This is a genomic window from Streptomyces sp. ActVer (assembly GCF_027270795.1).
In the GTDB taxonomy this organism is placed as follows: Bacteria; Actinomycetota; Actinomycetes; order Streptomycetales; family Streptomycetaceae; genus Streptomyces; species Streptomyces umbrinus_A.
On the sequence record NZ_JAPWHT010000018.1, the window covers coordinates 12,508 to 29,427 of the forward strand.

Here is a 16,920-nt window from a genome sequence, read left to right on the forward strand (position 1 = left end):
TCGAGTGTCCGGCCGAGTCCCGTACGATCGGCGGTCATGGCCGCACCTCCCGAGGACGACGCGCCTCCCGCGTACGGCGCGCCCGCCCGCTCGGTCGCCATCCACCACGTGCGGGCCTCACTGCGCGGAGCCCAGCGGCACGGCGTGGACATCACCCCGCTCCTCGAACGGGCGGCCATTCCACCGCGTCTGCTGGAGGTCCCGCTCGCCCGGGTGTCGCCCCGGCAGTTCGCCCGGCTCACCAAAGCGGTGTGGCAGGCACTCGATGACGAGCTGCAGGGCCTCGGGCCACAGCCCCTGAAGGTGGGCACCTTCGCGATGATGTGCCATGCCGTGGTGCACTGCAGCCCCGATCTGCGCACCGCGCTGGACCGTAGCAGCGCCTTCTACCGGCTGTTCCCCGGCGGACCCCAGTTCCGTCTGGAGGAGAAACCGGCAGAGGAGACCCACGAGGCGCGGGTGGTCTTCGATCTCACGGCCTTCGAGGATCCCGATCACTACCTCGCCGAATCCGCCACCGTCGTCGCGCACCGCGTCGCCAGCTGGCTGATCCGCCGGAGGATCGGCCTAACCCGGGTGGAGTTGAGCTATCCGGCGCCTGGCCATGCTCTGGAGTACGACCTGCTCTACGGTGCCCCGTGCTCCTTCCGAGCTCCCCGGACCGCCCTCGTCTTCGACCGTTCCGTTCTCGACCGACCGGTGCTCCAGGACGAGGCGGGGCTGCACGCCTTCCTGCGCCGAGCCCCGGGCGATGTCCTCGCCCGTCTGGACTACGGCAGCACCGCCGCCGCCCAGGTGCGCCGGCTGCTCGGGCAGTCGCTGCCGGACCGGATGCCCGACCCGCAGGACGTCGCGGCACGGCTGGCGGTGAGCGCGCAGACCCTGCGCCGCCGACTGGCGGCAGAGGGCACCTCCTTCCAGCAGATCCGTGACCAACTGCGGCGAGACGTGGCCATCGCGGCGCTGGCCACGGGCACCGTCTCCATCGAGGACATCTCGCGGCAGTTGGGGTTCTCCGAACCCAGCGCCTTCCACCGCGCCTTCAAACGCTGGACCGGCTCTGCTCCCCGCTCCTACCAACCGGGAGGCTGAGAGCGACTCACCGTTGAGCAACGTGCCGTCGAGTGAACGCCCCGGTCAACGACCTTGAGCGGCACGGTCACGGCACCTGCCCGGCCCCGGCTCGTACCGTCCCGTCATGACCGAAGCGCTGATCTACGACGCCGTGCGCACCCCCCGCGGCAAGGGCAGAGGCGGGGCGCTGCACAGCGTCAAGCCCGTCACGCTGGCCGCGGGGCTGCTGCATGCACTCGCGGAGCGGAACCGGCTGGAAACCGCAGCCGTGGACGATGTCGTGCTCGGCGTCGTCTCGCCGGTCGGCGAGCAGGGCGCCGACCTGGCCCGCACGGCGGTGCTGATGGCCGGCTGGGATCTCCGTCCGGCAGGAGTCCAGTTGAGCCGCTTCTGCGCCTCGGGCCTGGAGGCCGTCAACATGGCGGCCGCCAAGGTGGCCTCCGGCTTCGAGGACCTGGTGGTCGCAGGCGGCGTGGAGTCGATGTCACGCGTGCCGATGGGCTCCGACGGAGGTGCCTGGGTCACCGACCCGGAGACCGGCCTCGCCTCCGGCTTCGTGCCGCAGGGCGTGAGCGCCGACCTGGTCGCCACCCTGGAGGGCTTCACCCGCACCGACGTCGACGCCTTCGCCGTGACATCGCAGGCCAAAGCCGTCGAGGCCCAGGAGAAGGGGTACTTCGCCCGCTCGCTGGTCCCGGTCACGGACCAGAACGGCACCCTGCTGCTCGACCAGGACGAGGCCCTCCGGCCCGGCACCACACTGCGGCGGCTGGGCAGGCTGAAGCCCGGTTTCGCCTTCCCCGGCGGCCTTGGCTTCGACGCGGTCGCCATCGACCGCTATCCGCGCGTCGAGCGCATCGACCATGTCCACACCGCGGGCAACTCCTCGCAGATCGTGGACGGCGCCGCCGCCATGCTGATCGGCAACGAGCGTGCAGGACAGGAACTCGGCCTCACCCCTCGCGCCCGTATCGTCGCCGCCGCCGTGATCGGCACCGAGCCCACCATCATGCTCACCGGCCCCGCACCGGCCGCCCGCAAGGCCCTGGACCGGGCCGGGCTCACCCTGGACGACATCGATCTCTTCGAGGTCAACGAGGCCTTCGCCGCCGTGGTTCTGAAGTTCCAGGGCGACTTGGGCGTCCCGGAGGAGAAGGTCAACGTCAACGGCGGTGCCATCGCACTCGGCCACCCGCTCGGCGCCACCGGCTGCATGCTCCTGGGCACTCTGCTCGACGAGCTGGAACGCCGTGACCTGCACCGCGGGCTGGCCACCCTGTGCGTCGGCGGCGGCATGGGCATCGCCACCATCATCGAGCGGATCTGAGGGCCGTACGCCATGACCACCGACAAGACGACCGACGAGACCACTGACAAGACCAGTCAGCACATCCGCTACGAGCACGACAGATACGGCATCGTCACTCTGACGTTGGACCTGCCCGGCTCGCCGAACGTCATGAACACCGACTACCGCACCGCCATGGCCACGGCTGTCGACCGTCTGGAGGCCGAACGCGACGACATCACCGGGGTCGTCGTCACCTCTGCCAAGCAGACGTTCTTCGCCGGCGGCGACCTCGACGCCCTGATCAGCGTCACCCCGGACAACGCACACGCCTTCGCGGCCGAACTGGCCGCCATCAAGGACCAGTTGCGACGCCTGGAGACCCTGGGCCGCCCCGTCGCCGCCGCCGTCAACGGCAGCGCGCTGGGCTGCGGCCTGGAGATCGCCCTCGCCTGCCACCATCGCGTCTGCCTCGACGACCCCGCCCTCCGCCTGGGCTTCCCCGAAGCCACCCTCGGCCTCCTCCCCGGCGCGGGCGGCGTCACCCGCACGGTACGGATGCTCGGCGTCCAGGCCGCCCTGCCGCTGTTGACCGAGGGCAGGCGGCTGCGCCCCGGCCAGGCACAAGACGTCGGCTGGGTCCATGAACTCGCCGCCGACCATGACGAATTGCTGGACAAGGCCCGCGCCTGGGTGCTGGCCAACCCCGGCGCGGTACAGCCCTGGGACACCCCCGGCCACCAGGTGCCCGACCTCAAGCCGCTCGACCCGGCGTCGTACGACCTGCTCGCCGTCGCCCCGGCTGTCCTGCGCAAGAAGACCCACGGCTGCTACCCGGCACCGGAGAAGATCCTCGCCGCCGCGGTCGAAGGCGCGCTGCTGGACTTCGACACCGCCCTACAGGTCGAGAGCCGCTATCTGCTGGAGTTGGTGACCGGCCAGGTCGCCAAGAACCTCATCGGCACCTTCTGGTTCCAGCTGGGCGAGCTGAAAGCGGGCCGCTCGCGGCCGTCCGGCCACGCCCCCTACCGCACGCGCAAGGTCGGCGTGCTCGGCGCGGGCATGATGGGTACGGGTATCGCCCAGGTCAGCGCACTCGCCGGCATCGACGTCGTGCTGAAGGACGTCACCGCCGAGGCCGCCGAGCGCGGCCGGGCCCGGATCGCCGAGGCACTGGGCGAGCGTCACGCCACCGCCCTGGACCGGATCACCCCCACCGGCGACGACGCCGATCTCGCCGGATGCGACCTGGTCATCGAGGCGGTCTTCGAGGACCACCGGCTGAAGAACACGGTCCTCGCCGCCGCGGAGACCGCAGCCCTGCCGGACGCGGTGATCGCCTCCAACACCTCCACGCTCCCCATCACCGGCCTGGCCGACGCCGTCCCGGACCCCGATCGCTTCGTCGGCCTCCATTTCTTCTCACCCGTCGCCCGCATGCCGCTGGTCGAGATCATCCGCAGCGAGGGGACCTCGGACGCCACCCTGGCCCGCGCCTTCGACTACGTCCTCCAGATCGATAAAACGCCGATCGTGGTCAACGACAGCCGTGGCTTCTACACCACCCGGGTCTTCGGCACGTACATCACCGAAGGCGCCGCGCTCGTCGCCGAGGGCGTCCACCCGGCGCTGGTCGAGAACATGGCCAAGAAGGCCGGTATGGCCGTCGGGCCGCTCGCCGTCCTTGACGAGGTCACCCTGACCCTCCCGCTCCAGGCCCGCGACCAGGCCGAGCCGGGTGTCCCGTACGCCGATCCCGCCTACCAGTTGCTCGACACGCTCGCCCGTGAACTCGGCCGCACCGGAAAGGCCGACGGCGCCGGCTTCTACGACTATCCGGCCGACGGCAGTCCCAAGACGCTCTGGCCCGGCCTGGCCGAACGCTGGACCACACCGGACGATGCCGGGGTGCCCGAACAGGACATCCACGACAGGCTGCTGTTCGTCCAGGCCCTGGAGACCGTACGTATCCTCGACCAGGGCGTCCTCACCTCGGTCGCCGACGCCAACATCGGTTCGGTCTACGGCATCGGCTTCGCCCCCTGGACCGGCGGCACCCTGCAACTCATCAACGCCTACGGCCCACAGGCGTTCGTCGCCCGCGCCGACCACCTCGCCGACGCGTACGGCGACCGCTTCCGGCCCCCCGCCGTCCTGCGCGAAAGGGCCGGCCGCGGCGAGCGTTTCTGACCGGGCGACCCGTCAGGTATATCGATGTCACCTATCGACGTCACGTATCGAGTAAGGAGAGGTGCGGCATGACAGTGGCCGAAGAAGCAGGGCTCGGGCGCGTGGGGATCTGGACTGCGAGCCTGGACGCGCTGCCTCCGGCGGCGGCCGGGCAGATCGCGGCCGAACTCGAAGCCCAGGCCTGGGGCACCCTGTGGTTCGGCGAAGCCTACGGACGGGAGGCCTTCACCCAGGCAGGGCTGCTCCTCGCCGCCACCGGGCGCATGCGCGTGGCCACCGGCATCGCCAACATCTGGGCACGCGACGCGATCGCGGCCAACGCGGCGTCCCGCACCCTGACCGCGGCCCACGGCGGGCGGTTCGTACTCGGGCTCGGAGTCAGCCACCGGCCGCTGGTCGAGCGGGTGCGCGGGGGCAGTTACGCCAAACCGGTCGCCGCCATGCGCGAGTACCTCACAGCGATGGCGGGAGCGACCTTCTACGCCGCGGAGGCCAACGAACCACGCCCGCCCATCCTGATCGCCGCCCTCGGTCCCCGGATGCTGGAGGTGGCCCGTGAACTCGCAGACGGCAGCCACCCGTATCTGGTGACACCGGCACAGACCGCCGAGGTACGGGCAGCTCTGGGGCCGGACAAACTCGTGGCCGTCGAGATGGGCGCCGTACTCACCTCGGACCGCGAGACCGCGCTGCGCCGGGCCCACGCCCACCTGGACATCTACACCGGTCTGCCGAACTACCGCAACAACTGGCTGCGGGGCGGCTTCGACGAAACGGACCTCGTCCGCGGCGGCTCCGACAGGCTGGCCGAAGCACTCGTCGCATGGGGCGACGAAGCGGCGATCCTCAGCCGCGTACACGAGCATCTGGCCGCCGGAGCCGACCACGTCTGCGTCCAGGTCCTGATGGAATCCCCCTTCGACGTACCGACCGAACCGTGGCGAGAGCTCGCACCCGCACTCGTCGGCGCATGACCAACGCAACTCCCACCCCCATACCTTCGGGCCCATACCTTCGGGTCACGTCAGCGGTCAGGCCGTTTCGTTCGGATCATCAGGCGGCTTGTGGATCTACCCACCGGGCCCGATGCGATACGTTCCCGGCGTCTGGCCCATGGTGCGGCTGAACGTGTCGATGAGCGCACTGGCCGTGGCCCATCCGCACTGTCGTCCCGTTTCGCTGACGCTTGCTCCTTCCGCCAGCAGCACCATGGCGTGAAAGACCCGGATGCTGGTCCTCCACTGCGGATACGTCATGCCGAACTCGGTCCTGAACAGCCGGGCCAGGGTGCGCTCGCTCACGCCGATGCGCCGTGCGAGCCAGTCGGCGGTTCGCGGTTGCCGCAGATCGTCGGTCACCAGCGAACACGCCTGCCGCAGCAGGGAGTTGGTAGGGGTGGGCAACGTCAACGGCTCGACGAGGGCCCGCCGCAACCGGTCCCGCAGGACAGCGCGCAGGCGCCGTGCTTCCTGTTCCGGCAGGGACGGTTCACTGCACGCGATGATCAGCTCGCGCACCAGGGCGTCCACGGCCACGACGATCGGCGCCTCGGACCTCAACAGCACATCGTGGGCTGCGAAGCCGAGCGTGTGCACAGTGCCCTGTCGAGGGCGACACGTGTCATGAGCTGCGAAAACGGGGAAGCGACGTGGGGGATTCGGGCTGCGGCGTTTGGGAGCTTCGCAGGGGATGGGGCCTGACCTGCGGGGCGTTTGAGGACGAGCGCGTTCAGCGCGATACGGGGGTCTGGGGGCGCAGCCCCCAGAAAGGGACGATGGGGGTCCCCCCGCTCGAGCGAAGCCGAGAGTGGGGGAGGGTAGGGGCGGCGGGGGCGGGGCAGCTAAATCGTCCGCCACGCCTCCAAGGCCAAGCCCGGCTCTTCCTTTCGGCGGGTCAGCAGGAGCCGGCCGGTGGCCGGCTGGAGGGTGGCGGCCGTGACGCGGCCCTCGTGGTCGTGGCCCAACGACAGCTGGACGTCCGCGGGAAGTTGGGGACCGGACTCGGTCCACCAGGCCCCCGCCGACTCCCGCTCCGTCGGATACGCGGCGAAGGCGATCCGCCCGCTCAAGGACCGCTGGGCGAGCAACGTGCAGTCGACACCGTCGAGCGTGCAGCGGATCGCGGACACCGGCCCCGGCCCGGCACAGGTGAGGAGCGCCACGGGCTCACTCCCGGCCCGCCACGCGCACACCGTGTCCGACTCGTCCGTGAAGAAGAGCGTCACATGCTCCTCGGAGGTGGTGACGGCCCGCAGCGTCCCCGGCCGCGCCGCCACCTTGAGCGGCTCCTCGTCGATGGCGGGGATGTGGCCAGGGCCCAGCTGGGTCCAGCGCAGGATGCCCGCAGGCGAGGCCGCGTACAGCTCGACGAGCCCGGACGCCCGGGTCACGGCGGCCAGTTCGCCCTCGACCTCGCGGCCCTTGAGGTCGCGCCACGGGCCCCACCCGCCGCGTTCCTTCTGGCCGCGCATGCTGACGCCGCCGCCCCTGTTGGGTACGAAGACATGGGCGCGGCCCTGCGCGTCGACCGTGACGGCCGGTACGCCGGTCGCCCCGCCCTTCTTGTTGGGATGCCCGAGGGGATTCCAGTCGAGGGCCGCGAGATGGGGCCGGAAGTGCGTGGCGTGGACGAGCCCCGACTCCTGCCCGCCGGTGGGACGCCAGGACACCAGATGGGCGTAACCGTCGGTCCCCTGCCCCACGGCGAGCGCGGGGTGGACACGCTGGTCGCCGCCGACCGTACGGGGCGCCGACCAGGCGCCGCCCGGGTGCTGCTCGGCCCAGCACCACACCGCTTCCTCACGTGGAGCGTAGGCACCGAGTCTGCCGTCCCGGCCGCGTATGAGCCAGTCACCGTTCACTGTGCGGACCATTGACACTCCCCCACTCTAATCGGGTCGTGTGATCCCCCTCCGTGCGACCCTGGCCACATGGACGCCCCGCTGCTCGTGATCGTCGACGCCGCCAATGTGGTCGGGTCCGTACCCGACGGCTGGTGGCGCGACCGCCGGGGCGCCGCGGAGCGCCTGCGGGACCTGCTCGTCCCGTACACCACCGACGGGCTGCCGGGACACCCGGGTCCCCTGGAGCTGGTCCTGGTGGTCGAGGGAGGCGCTCGCGGCATCGCCTCCGTACCGGGCGTACGGGTCGACGAGGCGCCCGGCAGCGGCGACGACCGCATCGTGGAAGTGACCGCCGAAGCCGCGGACCGCCCGCGCCTGGTGGTCACGGCCGACCGTGAACTGCGCCGCCGGGTGACCGAGTTGGGCGCGGAGGTCACGGGCCCACGCACGGTCCGCCCCTAGCACCGCAGCCCTCACCCGACATCCCGCATCCCGCATCCCGCATCCCGCGGACCCGTACACCGCACCCGCTCGCTCTCACCCGCCGCGCCCGCGCCCCGTCCCGGCCCCTGGGAGCCGCCTCACACGCGTGTACGGCACCGCCCCGCCCAACCATGCCCCCTTGCCCGTACCGGACCGTCAGGAGCCGCCGTGGCAACGGCAGTCAGCGCGCCCACCGCACGCGGTCCGGCCCCGCAGTCCCCGCCGAAGCGGGACGTACGGGGCCAGTTGATCGCGAGGGTCGGTCGATCGCGAGGGTCGGTCAGTCGCAGGGTTTGGCTACTGGGTGTCTCCGCCCTGCGGCTTGACGGTCGCGTCGGCCGTGGCCTCCTCGCCGCGTCCGAGACGGCTGTGGGAGCGGCCGTACAGGAAGTACACGAGGAAGCCGATCGCCATCCAGATGCCGAACCGCAGCCAGGTCTCGGCGGGCAGGTTGAACATCAGCCACAGCGAGGCGAGGACGGAGACGATCGGCAGGAACGGCACCAGCGGGGTGCGGAAGGAGCGGGGCAGTTCGGGGCGGGTGCGGCGGAGGATGATCACGCCGATCGCGACGACGACGAACGCGAACAGCGTGCCGATGTTGACCAGTTCGGCGAGCTCGCTGAGGCTGGTGAAGCCCGCGAGGATCGCGATGATCACGCCGAGCAGGATGGTCGGCCGGTGCGGGGTCTTGAAGCGCGGGTGGACGTGCGAGAAGAAGCGTGGCAGCAGTCCGTCGCGGCTCATCGCGAAGAAGACCCGGGTCTGGCCGAGGAGCAGGATCATGCAGACCGTCGTGAGGCCGACGGCGGCGCCGAAGCTGATGAAGCCCGCGAACCAGGGGTGCCCGGTGGCCTTGAACGCGTCGGCGAGCGGGGCGTCCACGGAGAGTTCGGTGTAGTGCTGCATACCGGTCACGACGATCGCCACCGCGACGTACAGCGTGGTGCAGATGACCAGTGAGCCGAGGATGCCGCGCGGCATGTCCCGCTGTGGGTTACGGGTCTCCTCGGCGGCCGTGGCCACGACGTCGAAGCCGATGAAGGCGAAGAAGACGACGGAGGCGGCGGTGAAGATGCCCATCACGCCGAAGTTGGAGGGGGCCCAGCCGAACATCAGCTGGATGAGCGGGGACTGGAGATCGCCGCCCGCCGGCACCTCCTGCGCCTTCGGGATGAACGGGTCGTAGTTGTCGCCCGTGATGAAGAAGGCACCGGCGATGATGACGACGAGGACGACGGTGACCTTGATGGCGACGACGACCGCGGTGATCCGGGCGGAGAGCTTCATGCCGATCACGAGGATGGCGGTGAGGACCAGCACGAGGGCGGCGGCCAGGATGTCGAAGCCGAAGCCGTCGGCTCCCTCTCGCCCGCTGAGGGAAGCCGGCAGGTGCCAGCCCGCGTTGTCCAGCAACGAGGCGATGTAGCCCGACCAGCCGACGGCGACCACCGCCGTGCCGAGCGCGAACTCCAGCACGAGGTCCCAGCCGATGATCCAGGCGGGCAGTTCCCCGAGCGAGGCGTACGAGAACGTGTACGCGGAGCCGGCCACCGGGACGGTGGAGGCGAACTCGGCGTAGCAGAGCGCGGCGAGGGCGCAGACGACCCCGGCGACGACGAAGGCCAGGGCTACGGCGGGACCGGCGTTGTTCTTGGCGACCGTGCCGGTCAGGACGAAGATGCCGGTGCCGATGATGACACCGACGCCGAAGACGGTCAGATCCAGCGCGGACAAGGATTTCTTGAGCGCGTGCTCTGGCTCCTCGGTATCGAGGATGGACTGTTCGACCTTCTTCGTCCTGAAGAGGGTGCTGCTCACGGCGTACCTCCCACGCTTGTCGTCCTCGACATGATCGAGAGGGGGCGTGGTCCGTATGCCCCGGCGCGGCCGGTTTCACGCCAATGGGCCGGTTTCACCACCGTAAAGGGTGTGGAAACCGGCCCATTGAGCCCTGTTCAGTCGCGGGCGGACTCCACCGTGGCGTGGGGCTGCTCGGTGGGGGTCCCCCCGCTCGAGCGAAGCCGGGAGTGGGGGAGGCCGTCGAGCTTGGAGACGAGGCCGGTGACCTGCCGGGCGATGTCCGGTGCGGTCAGTCCGATCTCGGCCAGCACCTCCTTGCGGGAGGCGTGGTCGAGGAAGCGGGGCGGGATGCCGAAGTCGCGCAGCGGTACGTCCACGCCCGCGTCGCGCAGGGCCTGGGCGACGGCCGAACCGACACCGCCGACGCGGGAGTTGTCCTCGACGGTGACGACCACGCGGTGCTGCTCGGCGAGCGGGGCCATGGCCTCGTCGACGGGCTTGACCCAGCGCGGGTCGACGACGGTCGTGGAGATGCCCTGCTTGTCGAGGAGACCGGCGATCTCCAGGCACATCGGAGCGAGGGCGCCGACCGAGACGAGCAGCACGTCCGGGGCGTCGGTGCCCGGCTCGCGCAGGACGTCCATGCCGCCGATCCGGCCCACGGCGGGTACGGCCGGGCCGACCGCGCCCTTCGAGAAGCGGACCACGGTCGGCGCGTCGGTGACCTCGACGGCCTCGCGGAGCTGGGCGCGGACCTGGTCGGCGTCGCGCGGGGCGGCCAGCCGCAGCCCGGGAACCACCTGGAGGATCGACATGTCCCACATGCCGTTGTGGGACGCGCCGTCGGTGCCGGTGATGCCGGCCCGGTCGAGGACGAAGGTGACCCCGCACTTGTGCAGCGCCACGTCCATCAGGACCTGGTCGAAGGCGCGGTTGAGGAAGGTCGCGTAGACGGCGAAGACGGGGTGCAGGCCGCCGGTGGCGAGGCCGGCCGCCGAGACGGCCGCGTGCTGCTCGGCGATGCCGACGTCGTACACCCGGTCCGGGAAGGCCTTGGCGAACTTGTCGAGGCCGACCGGCTGGAGCATGGCGGCCGTGATGGCGACGACGTCCTGGCGCTCCTTGCCGAGCTTGACCATCTCCTCGCCGAAGACGGACGTCCAGTCGGCGCCGGAGGAGGCGATCGGCAGGCCCGTGTCGGGGTGGATCTTGCCGACGGCGTGGAAGCGGTCCGCCTCGTCCTGGAGGGCGGGCTGGTAGCCGCGGCCCTTCTCGGTGAGGCAGTGCACGATGACGGGGCCGCCGAAGCGCTTGGCGCGGACGAGCGCGGACTCCAGGGCCTCGACGTCGTGGCCGTCGATGGGGCCGACGTACTTCAGGCCCAGGTCCTCGAACATTCCCTGGGGGGCGATGAAGTCCTTGAGGCCCTTCTTGGCGCCGTGCAGGGTCTCGTAGAGCGGCTTCCCGACGACGGGTGTGCGCTCCAGGATGTCCTTGCCGCGGGCCAGGAACCGCTCGTAGCCGTCGGTGGTGCGCAGGGTCGCCAGGTGGTTGGCGAGGCCGCCGATGGTGGGGGCGTACGACCGCTCGTTGTCGTTGACGACGATGACGAGGGGGCGGTCCTTGGCGTCGGCGATGTTGTTGAGCGCCTCCCAGGCCATGCCGCCGGTGAGGGCTCCGTCGCCGATGACGGCGACGACGTGGTCCTCTTTCCGGAGGACCTCGTTGGCTTTCGCGAGGCCGTCGGCCCAGCCGAGGACCGTGGAGGCGTGCGAGTTCTCGATGACGTCGTGCTCGGACTCCGCCTGCGAGGGGTAGCCGGACAGGCCGCCCTTCATCTTCAGCTTCGAGAAGTCCTGGCGGCCCGTGAGCAGCTTGTGCACATAGGACTGGTGCCCCGTGTCCCAGAGGATTCTGTCCTTCGGGGACTCGAAGACGCGGTGCAGCGCGATGGTGAGCTCCACGACACCGAGGTTCGGGCCGAGGTGGCCGCCGGTCTTGGAGACCTCTTCGACGAGGAAGGTCCGGATCTCGCCTGCCAGCTGGTCCAGCTGCTCCAGGCTGAGCCGGTCCAGATCGCGCGGTCCCCTGATGCGGGTCAGCAGCGGCACCCGTGCCTCCTTGCAGTAGAGCTGATCGAGCTTTGCCGGGTCTGTCGAGTCTAATGTTCCGCCTTTCACGGCGGCGGCCGGGCTGTGCGTCGTACGTCACGCGTTCGGCCGTAAAACATCTCGCCCACGGCCCCCGCCACCAAACGCACACGCCCAGACGAAAGTGCCCGACACCGCCATTGGTGTCGGGCACTTGTCCGAAGGGGGCTTCGCCCCGTCTAGGGACTTCGCCCCTAAGGGGCGCGGGGAACTGCGCGGCCGGCCACAGCCGGCCCGCGGCTCTCCACAACCGTCAGACCATGAATCGCTACGCGCGACCCGCGGTCTTCTGCGTCTTCCGGGTGATCGAGTCGATGACAACCGTGGCCAGAAGCACACCACCGGTGATCATGTACTGAACCGGCGTGGCGATGCCCTCAAGGGCCAGCCCGTACTGGATCGACGTGATCACCATGACACCGAGCAGCGCGTTCCACGTACGCCCGCGCCCACCGAAGAGGCTGGTGCCACCGATGACCGCCGCCGCGATGACGTTCATCAGAAGGTCACCCGCACCGGCGCTCTGGTTCGCCGCCGCGATCTTCGAGGACCAGAACAGACCGCCCACCGCGGCGAAGAAGCCCGCGATGGCGAAGACCGAGACCCGTACCGCCGTGACGTTGATACCGGCACGACGGGACGCCTCGACGCTGCCGCCGAGCGCGAAGATCTTGCGGCCGTAGGTCGTGCGGCGCAGCACGAAGTCCGTGATCACCAGGACCAGGACGAAGAGCAGCAGCGCCAGGGGCAGACCCTTGTACTGGTTGAACATGATCGCCGCGGCGAAGGCGACGACCGCGAGGATCGCCGTGCGCACCACGATGTCGATGAGCGGCCGGGCCGGGATGCCCGCCGCCTCACGACGGCGGCTGTCCAGGAACGAGGTGACGAAGAAGAGCGCCACCGCGACCACCGCGAGCCCGTAGGCGGCGGCCACGTCCGAGAAGTAGTACGTGGTCAGCTTGCCGACCACGCCGTCGCCATCGAGGTTGATCGTGCCGTTCTCGCCCAGGATCTGGAGCATGAAGCCGAGCCAGAACAGCAGGCCGGCCAGCGTGACCGCGAACGCGGGCGCGCCGATCCTGGCGAAGAAGAAGCCGTGGATCGCACCGATGGCCGCACCGCTCGCGAGGGCGATGAGGACCGACAGCCACTCGTTCACGCCGTTCGTGACGCTGAGCACGGCGGTGATGGCGCCCGCCACACCGCTGACCGAGCCGACCGACAGGTCGATCTCGCCGAGCAGCAGCACGAAGATGATGCCGACGGACATCATGCCGGTGGCGACCATCGCGACGGCGATGTTGTTGAGGTTCTCGGCCGAGAGGAAGGCCGAGTTGAGGCTCTGGAAGATGACGCAGATGACGATCAGACCGACGACGACCGGGATCGAGCCCAGGTCACCGGCACGCATCTTGCGCTTGAACTCGTCCAGGTAGCCGGCGAAGCCGCGCTCGCGCACCAGCAGCCGGGGGTCGACGGCGACATCGGCGCCCGCGGCGGCCTCGGGGTTCTCGACGACGTGGTCGTCGGGAGTGGCGGAGGTCTTGTCGATGCTCACTTCTGAGCCTCCCCGTTGCTGCGCGCCGCACGACGGGTCACGGCGTTGTCCGTGGCACCGGTGATGGCGGAAATGATCTCTTCCTGCGAGGTGGTCTTGACCTCGAAGACGCCGTTGTTGCGGCCGAGCCGGAGCACGGCCACCTTGTCGGCGACGGCCTTGACGTCGGCCATGTTGTGGCTGATGAGCAGGACGGCGTGGCCGCGCTCGCGCAGCCGCTCGACCAGGTCGAGGACCTGGGCGGTCTGCTCGACACCGAGGGCCGCGGTGGGCTCGTCGAGGATGACCAGCTTGGGCGCGCCGAGCATGGAGCGGGCGATGGCCACCGTCTGGCGCTGACCGCCGGAGAGCGAGGCGATCGGGATGCGCACGCTGGGGATGCGGATCGACAGCGTCTGGAGCAGTTCGCGGGAGCGGCGCTCCATCTCGACCTCGTCCAGGATGCCGCGCTTCTTCAGCTCACGGCCCAGGTAGAGGTTGCCGACGACGTCGATGTTGTCGCACAGCGCGAGGTCCTGGTAGACGGTCGCGATGCCCAGGTGCTGGGCGTCGTGCGGCTTGTTGATCTGGACGGTCCTGCCGTCCCATTCGATGACGCCCTCATCGATGGGGTGCACGCCGGCGATCGTCTTCACCAGCGTGGATTTTCCGGCGCCGTTGTCGCCGACCAGGGCGACCACCTCGCCGGCGTGGACCTCGAGCTCTACGTCGGTGAGCGCCTGGACGGCACCGAACCGCTTCGAGACCCCGCGCAACGCCAGGACAGGCGTAGCGGACACGTTAACCATCTCCTTCGCCGCCTGACCCGGCGGGAGGTTGTGCAGAAGAATTGGGGGAGGGAGGAAGGATTCCGTCCGGCGCCCCGCCCTAGCTTGCGGGGCTGGTGGTTGCGGGGCGCCGGAGGAGCTTCTGGTGTGCGAGTCCCGGAATCGATTCCCTGCGGGAATCAAGCCTCGTACGGGAATCCGATGGCGAATTCCCGTACGCGGTAAGGGACTTGCGTTCGACTACTCGAGACCGATCTTGGTGCAGGCGGCCTTGAACTTCGCCGTGCAGATCTCGTCGAGGGTGTAGATGCCGTCCTTGATGACGGTGTCGTTGATGTTGTCCTTGGTCAGCGACACGACGGGGACGAGCACCGACGGGACGCCCTTGGTGGTCGGGCTGTCGACCGAGTCCTTGGCGATGGAGTCGAGCTTCTCGCCCTTGGCGAGGGCGACGGCCATCTCCGCGGCGACGTCCGCCTCCTGCGGGTAGGGCTTGTAGACGCTCATGTACTGCTCACCGGAGACGATGCGCTGCACACCCGCGAGCTCGGCGTCCTGGCCGGTGACCGGCGGGAGCGGGGTGACGCCCGCGGCCTTCAGCGCGGTGATGATGCCGCCCGCCATGCCGTCGTTGGCGGAGTAGACGCCGACGATGTTCTTCTTGCCGATCGCGGAGATCGCGCCTTCCATGTTGGCGTTGGCGTTCTCCGGCTTCCACTCCTTGGTGTCGTACGACTTCGCGATGTCGACCTTGCCCTCGAGCTCGGACAGCGCGCCCTTCTTGAAGAGGGCGGCGTTCGGGTCGGTGACCGCGCCGTTCATCATGACGATCTTCGCGGAGGGCTTCGCCTTGTCGCCCAGAGCCGTCAGAAGCGCCTTGCCCTGGACGCGGCCGACCTCTTCGTTGTCGAAGGAGGTGTAGGCGTCGATCGGGCCCTCGGCCAGGCGGTCGTACGCGACGACGGGGATGCCGGCGTCCTTGGCCTTCTTCACGCCGTTGGCGATGGCCTTGGAGTCCACGGCGTCCACGATCAGCACGTCCACCTTGTTGGTGATCATCGTGTCGACCTGCTGGGACTGCGTGGTGGCGTCCTGCTTGGCGTTGGCGTAGACGATCTCGCCCTTGTTGTTCGTGAGCTCCTTGACCTTCTTCTCGATCAGGGGCTTGTCGAACTTCTCGTACCGAGCGGTCTGGTTCTCCGGAAGGAGGAGGCCGACCTTGATGGCGTCGCCCTTGGCCGCGGACTTCGTGCTGTCACTGTCGCCGGCCTCGTCGGCACTGCCACAGGCAGCCAGCGAGACAGCCATCGCACCTGCGGCAACAGCAAAGGCGGCGCGACGCATACGCGTATTCACTTCAGAAACCTCCCTGACGAGGCCGCGACGTTGCGGCCGAGGTGGCTGGAAGTCAACTCGGCCACAAGTGCGACGTCAAGAAGTAAATCCTTAACGAGATGGCAACGGTGCCATCCGTTCTCTAAGTGAAGGCAGGCGTGGCGGTGGTGAGCGAGCCGTCCAAAAGGGTCGAATCGCCCATCTCGCTGAGTGCGAGAGCGAGCGCCCCGAGGACCTCCGCCCGGCCGCCAAGTGCCCCTGGCAGAACGGATAGTTGACGTGCCGCACTGGGGATCGCATAGCGGCCGACGGACTCCCTTATGGGTCCGAGCACGAGCTCCCCGGCCTCGGCGAGATCGCCACCGAGAACCACCCGGCTCGGGTTGAGCAAGTTGCAGAGATTGGCGACTCCACTGCCGATGTGTCGGCCGACGTCGGCGATCACCCGACGACAGCCAGGGTCTCCGTCCCTCGCCAGTCGTACGACACCTTCCATGGTCAGGTCCGTGCCGTGGCTGGACTGCAGGAGCGGCAGCACATAGCGCGCCGCCGCGAAGGTCTCCAGGCAGCCCCGGTTGCCGCAGCGACAGACCGGGCCGGACTCATCAAGAGTAATATGCCCGATTTCTCCCGCTGTGCCACCCGGGCCGCGATAGATCTTGCCGCTGATCACGAGTCCGGCGCCCACACCGCTCGCGACCTTGATGTACGCCAGGTCCCGTACGCCCCGGCCGCTGCCCCAGACGAGCTCGCCGAGGGCTCCCAGGTTGGCGTCGTTGTCGACGTGCACGGGCACGCCGAGCCGTCCGCCCAGCTCCTCGGCGGGTTTGGTGCCGGTCCAGCCCGGCAGGATCGCGGTGGAGCCGAGCGTCCCGGACTCCACGTCGATCGGCCCCGGCACGCCGAGCCCGACGCCCGCGATCTTCGTACGGTCCACGCCTGTGGCCGCGATCAGGCGGTTGACCAGCTGTTCCGCCCGGTCGAAGCCCTGCGCGGCGGAGGCGTCCACATCGAGCGGCTCGGACTCCTCGGCGAGGACCTGATGAGCGAGGTTGCCGACCGCGACGCGCAGATGCGTGTGCCCGAAGTCGACGCCGATCACGATGCCGGCATCACCGCTGAGGCTGACGCTGCGAGCCCTTCGGCCGCCCGCCGAGGTCGGGGTGACCTCGACCGTTCCGCCGTCCTTCAGCTCCCGAACGATATTGGAGACCGTGGCCGCGGACAGGCCCGTCGTCCTCGCGATCTCGGCCTGCGTGAGCGACCCGGCCAGGCGCACCGCACGTACGACCCGTTCGAGATTGGCTCGGTGCAGCGACGACTGCGACCCCGGAGTCTCCACGACGACCTCCTGCGTACGGGGTCGCCTCAGTGAGACCCCGTCTATGTCCAACTAGTGAACTCTAAGCTGAGCCGTTGGGGTTGCC

The 16,920-nt window shown here is 69.5% G+C and carries 13 protein-coding genes; 5 read left to right on the plus strand and 8 right to left on the minus strand.

Annotated elements, in window-relative coordinates; all coding sequences use genetic code 11:
* Window positions 1-36 precede the first annotated feature (36 nt).
* From O3Q52_RS05225 to O3Q52_RS05240, 4 genes are all read left to right on the plus strand, one after another.
* On the plus strand, window positions 37-1,092 hold the full coding sequence (locus O3Q52_RS05225; RefSeq protein WP_269647603.1) for an AraC family transcriptional regulator: 1,056 nt from the start codon (window positions 37-39) through the stop codon (window positions 1,090-1,092).
* 106 nt (window positions 1,093-1,198) lie between these two features.
* Entirely contained in the window at window positions 1,199-2,401 is a 1,203-nt protein-coding gene (locus tag O3Q52_RS05230) for an acetyl-CoA C-acetyltransferase (protein ID WP_269647604.1), read from the plus strand.
* A gap of 12 nt (window positions 2,402-2,413) precedes the next feature.
* Entirely contained in the window at window positions 2,414-4,552 is a 2,139-nt protein-coding gene (locus O3Q52_RS05235; RefSeq protein WP_269647605.1) for a 3-hydroxyacyl-CoA dehydrogenase NAD-binding domain-containing protein, read from the plus strand.
* Between the two features lie 68 nt (window positions 4,553-4,620).
* Window positions 4,621-5,526, plus strand: a complete 906-nt coding sequence (locus O3Q52_RS05240; RefSeq protein ID WP_269647606.1) for a TIGR03620 family F420-dependent LLM class oxidoreductase — start codon at window positions 4,621-4,623, stop codon at window positions 5,524-5,526.
* A 96-nt stretch (window positions 5,527-5,622) separates the two neighbouring features.
* Here O3Q52_RS05240 and O3Q52_RS05245 read toward each other — a convergent pair whose 3' ends face one another.
* Both O3Q52_RS05245 and O3Q52_RS05250 read right to left on the minus strand, forming a co-directional pair.
* Entirely contained in the window at window positions 5,623-6,111 is a 489-nt protein-coding gene (locus O3Q52_RS05245; RefSeq protein WP_269647607.1) for a helix-turn-helix transcriptional regulator, read from the minus strand.
* Window positions 6,112-6,392: 281 nt separating this feature from the next.
* A complete protein-coding gene (locus O3Q52_RS05250) occupies window positions 6,393-7,412 on the minus strand; it encodes a hypothetical protein (RefSeq protein WP_269647624.1) in 1,020 nt (339 codons plus the stop codon).
* A gap of 69 nt (window positions 7,413-7,481) precedes the next feature.
* Between O3Q52_RS05250 and O3Q52_RS05255 the strand changes: the two genes are divergently transcribed.
* On the plus strand, window positions 7,482-7,856 hold the full coding sequence (locus tag O3Q52_RS05255) for an NTP pyrophosphohydrolase (protein ID WP_269647608.1): 375 nt from the start codon (window positions 7,482-7,484) through the stop codon (window positions 7,854-7,856).
* Window positions 7,857-8,174: 318 nt separating this feature from the next.
* On the opposite strand, the gene O3Q52_RS05260 is transcribed toward O3Q52_RS05255, so the two are convergent.
* The 6 genes from O3Q52_RS05260 to O3Q52_RS05285 form a co-directional block, all read right to left on the minus strand.
* Window positions 8,175-9,698: an amino acid permease gene (locus tag O3Q52_RS05260; protein ID WP_269647609.1), complete on the minus strand. Its 1,524-nt coding sequence runs from the start codon at window positions 9,696-9,698 to the stop codon at window positions 8,175-8,177.
* Window positions 9,699-9,835: 137 nt separating this feature from the next.
* The gene (dxs, locus tag O3Q52_RS05265; RefSeq protein WP_269647610.1) at window positions 9,836-11,791 is read right to left on the minus strand and encodes a 1-deoxy-D-xylulose-5-phosphate synthase; all 1,956 of its coding nucleotides are present in this window, start codon (window positions 11,789-11,791) and stop codon (window positions 9,836-9,838) included.
* 307 nt (window positions 11,792-12,098) lie between these two features.
* On the minus strand, window positions 12,099-13,391 hold the full coding sequence (locus tag O3Q52_RS05270) for a sugar ABC transporter permease (RefSeq protein WP_269647611.1): 1,293 nt from the start codon (window positions 13,389-13,391) through the stop codon (window positions 12,099-12,101).
* Window positions 13,388-14,179, minus strand: coding sequence for an ATP-binding cassette domain-containing protein (locus O3Q52_RS05275; protein WP_186001212.1), 792 nt, complete (start codon window positions 14,177-14,179; stop codon window positions 13,388-13,390). Before O3Q52_RS05275 ends, O3Q52_RS05270 begins: the two co-directional genes overlap by 4 nt.
* A 219-nt stretch (window positions 14,180-14,398) precedes the next feature.
* Window positions 14,399-15,502 carry a substrate-binding domain-containing protein gene (locus tag O3Q52_RS05280; RefSeq protein WP_269647625.1) on the minus strand — a complete coding sequence of 368 codons (1,104 nt, stop codon included), beginning with the start codon at window positions 15,500-15,502 and terminating at the stop codon, window positions 14,399-14,401.
* A gap of 133 nt (window positions 15,503-15,635) precedes the next feature.
* The gene (locus O3Q52_RS05285; protein WP_055614337.1) at window positions 15,636-16,835 is read right to left on the minus strand and encodes an ROK family transcriptional regulator; all 1,200 of its coding nucleotides are present in this window, start codon (window positions 16,833-16,835) and stop codon (window positions 15,636-15,638) included.
* Window positions 16,836-16,920 lie beyond the last annotated feature (85 nt).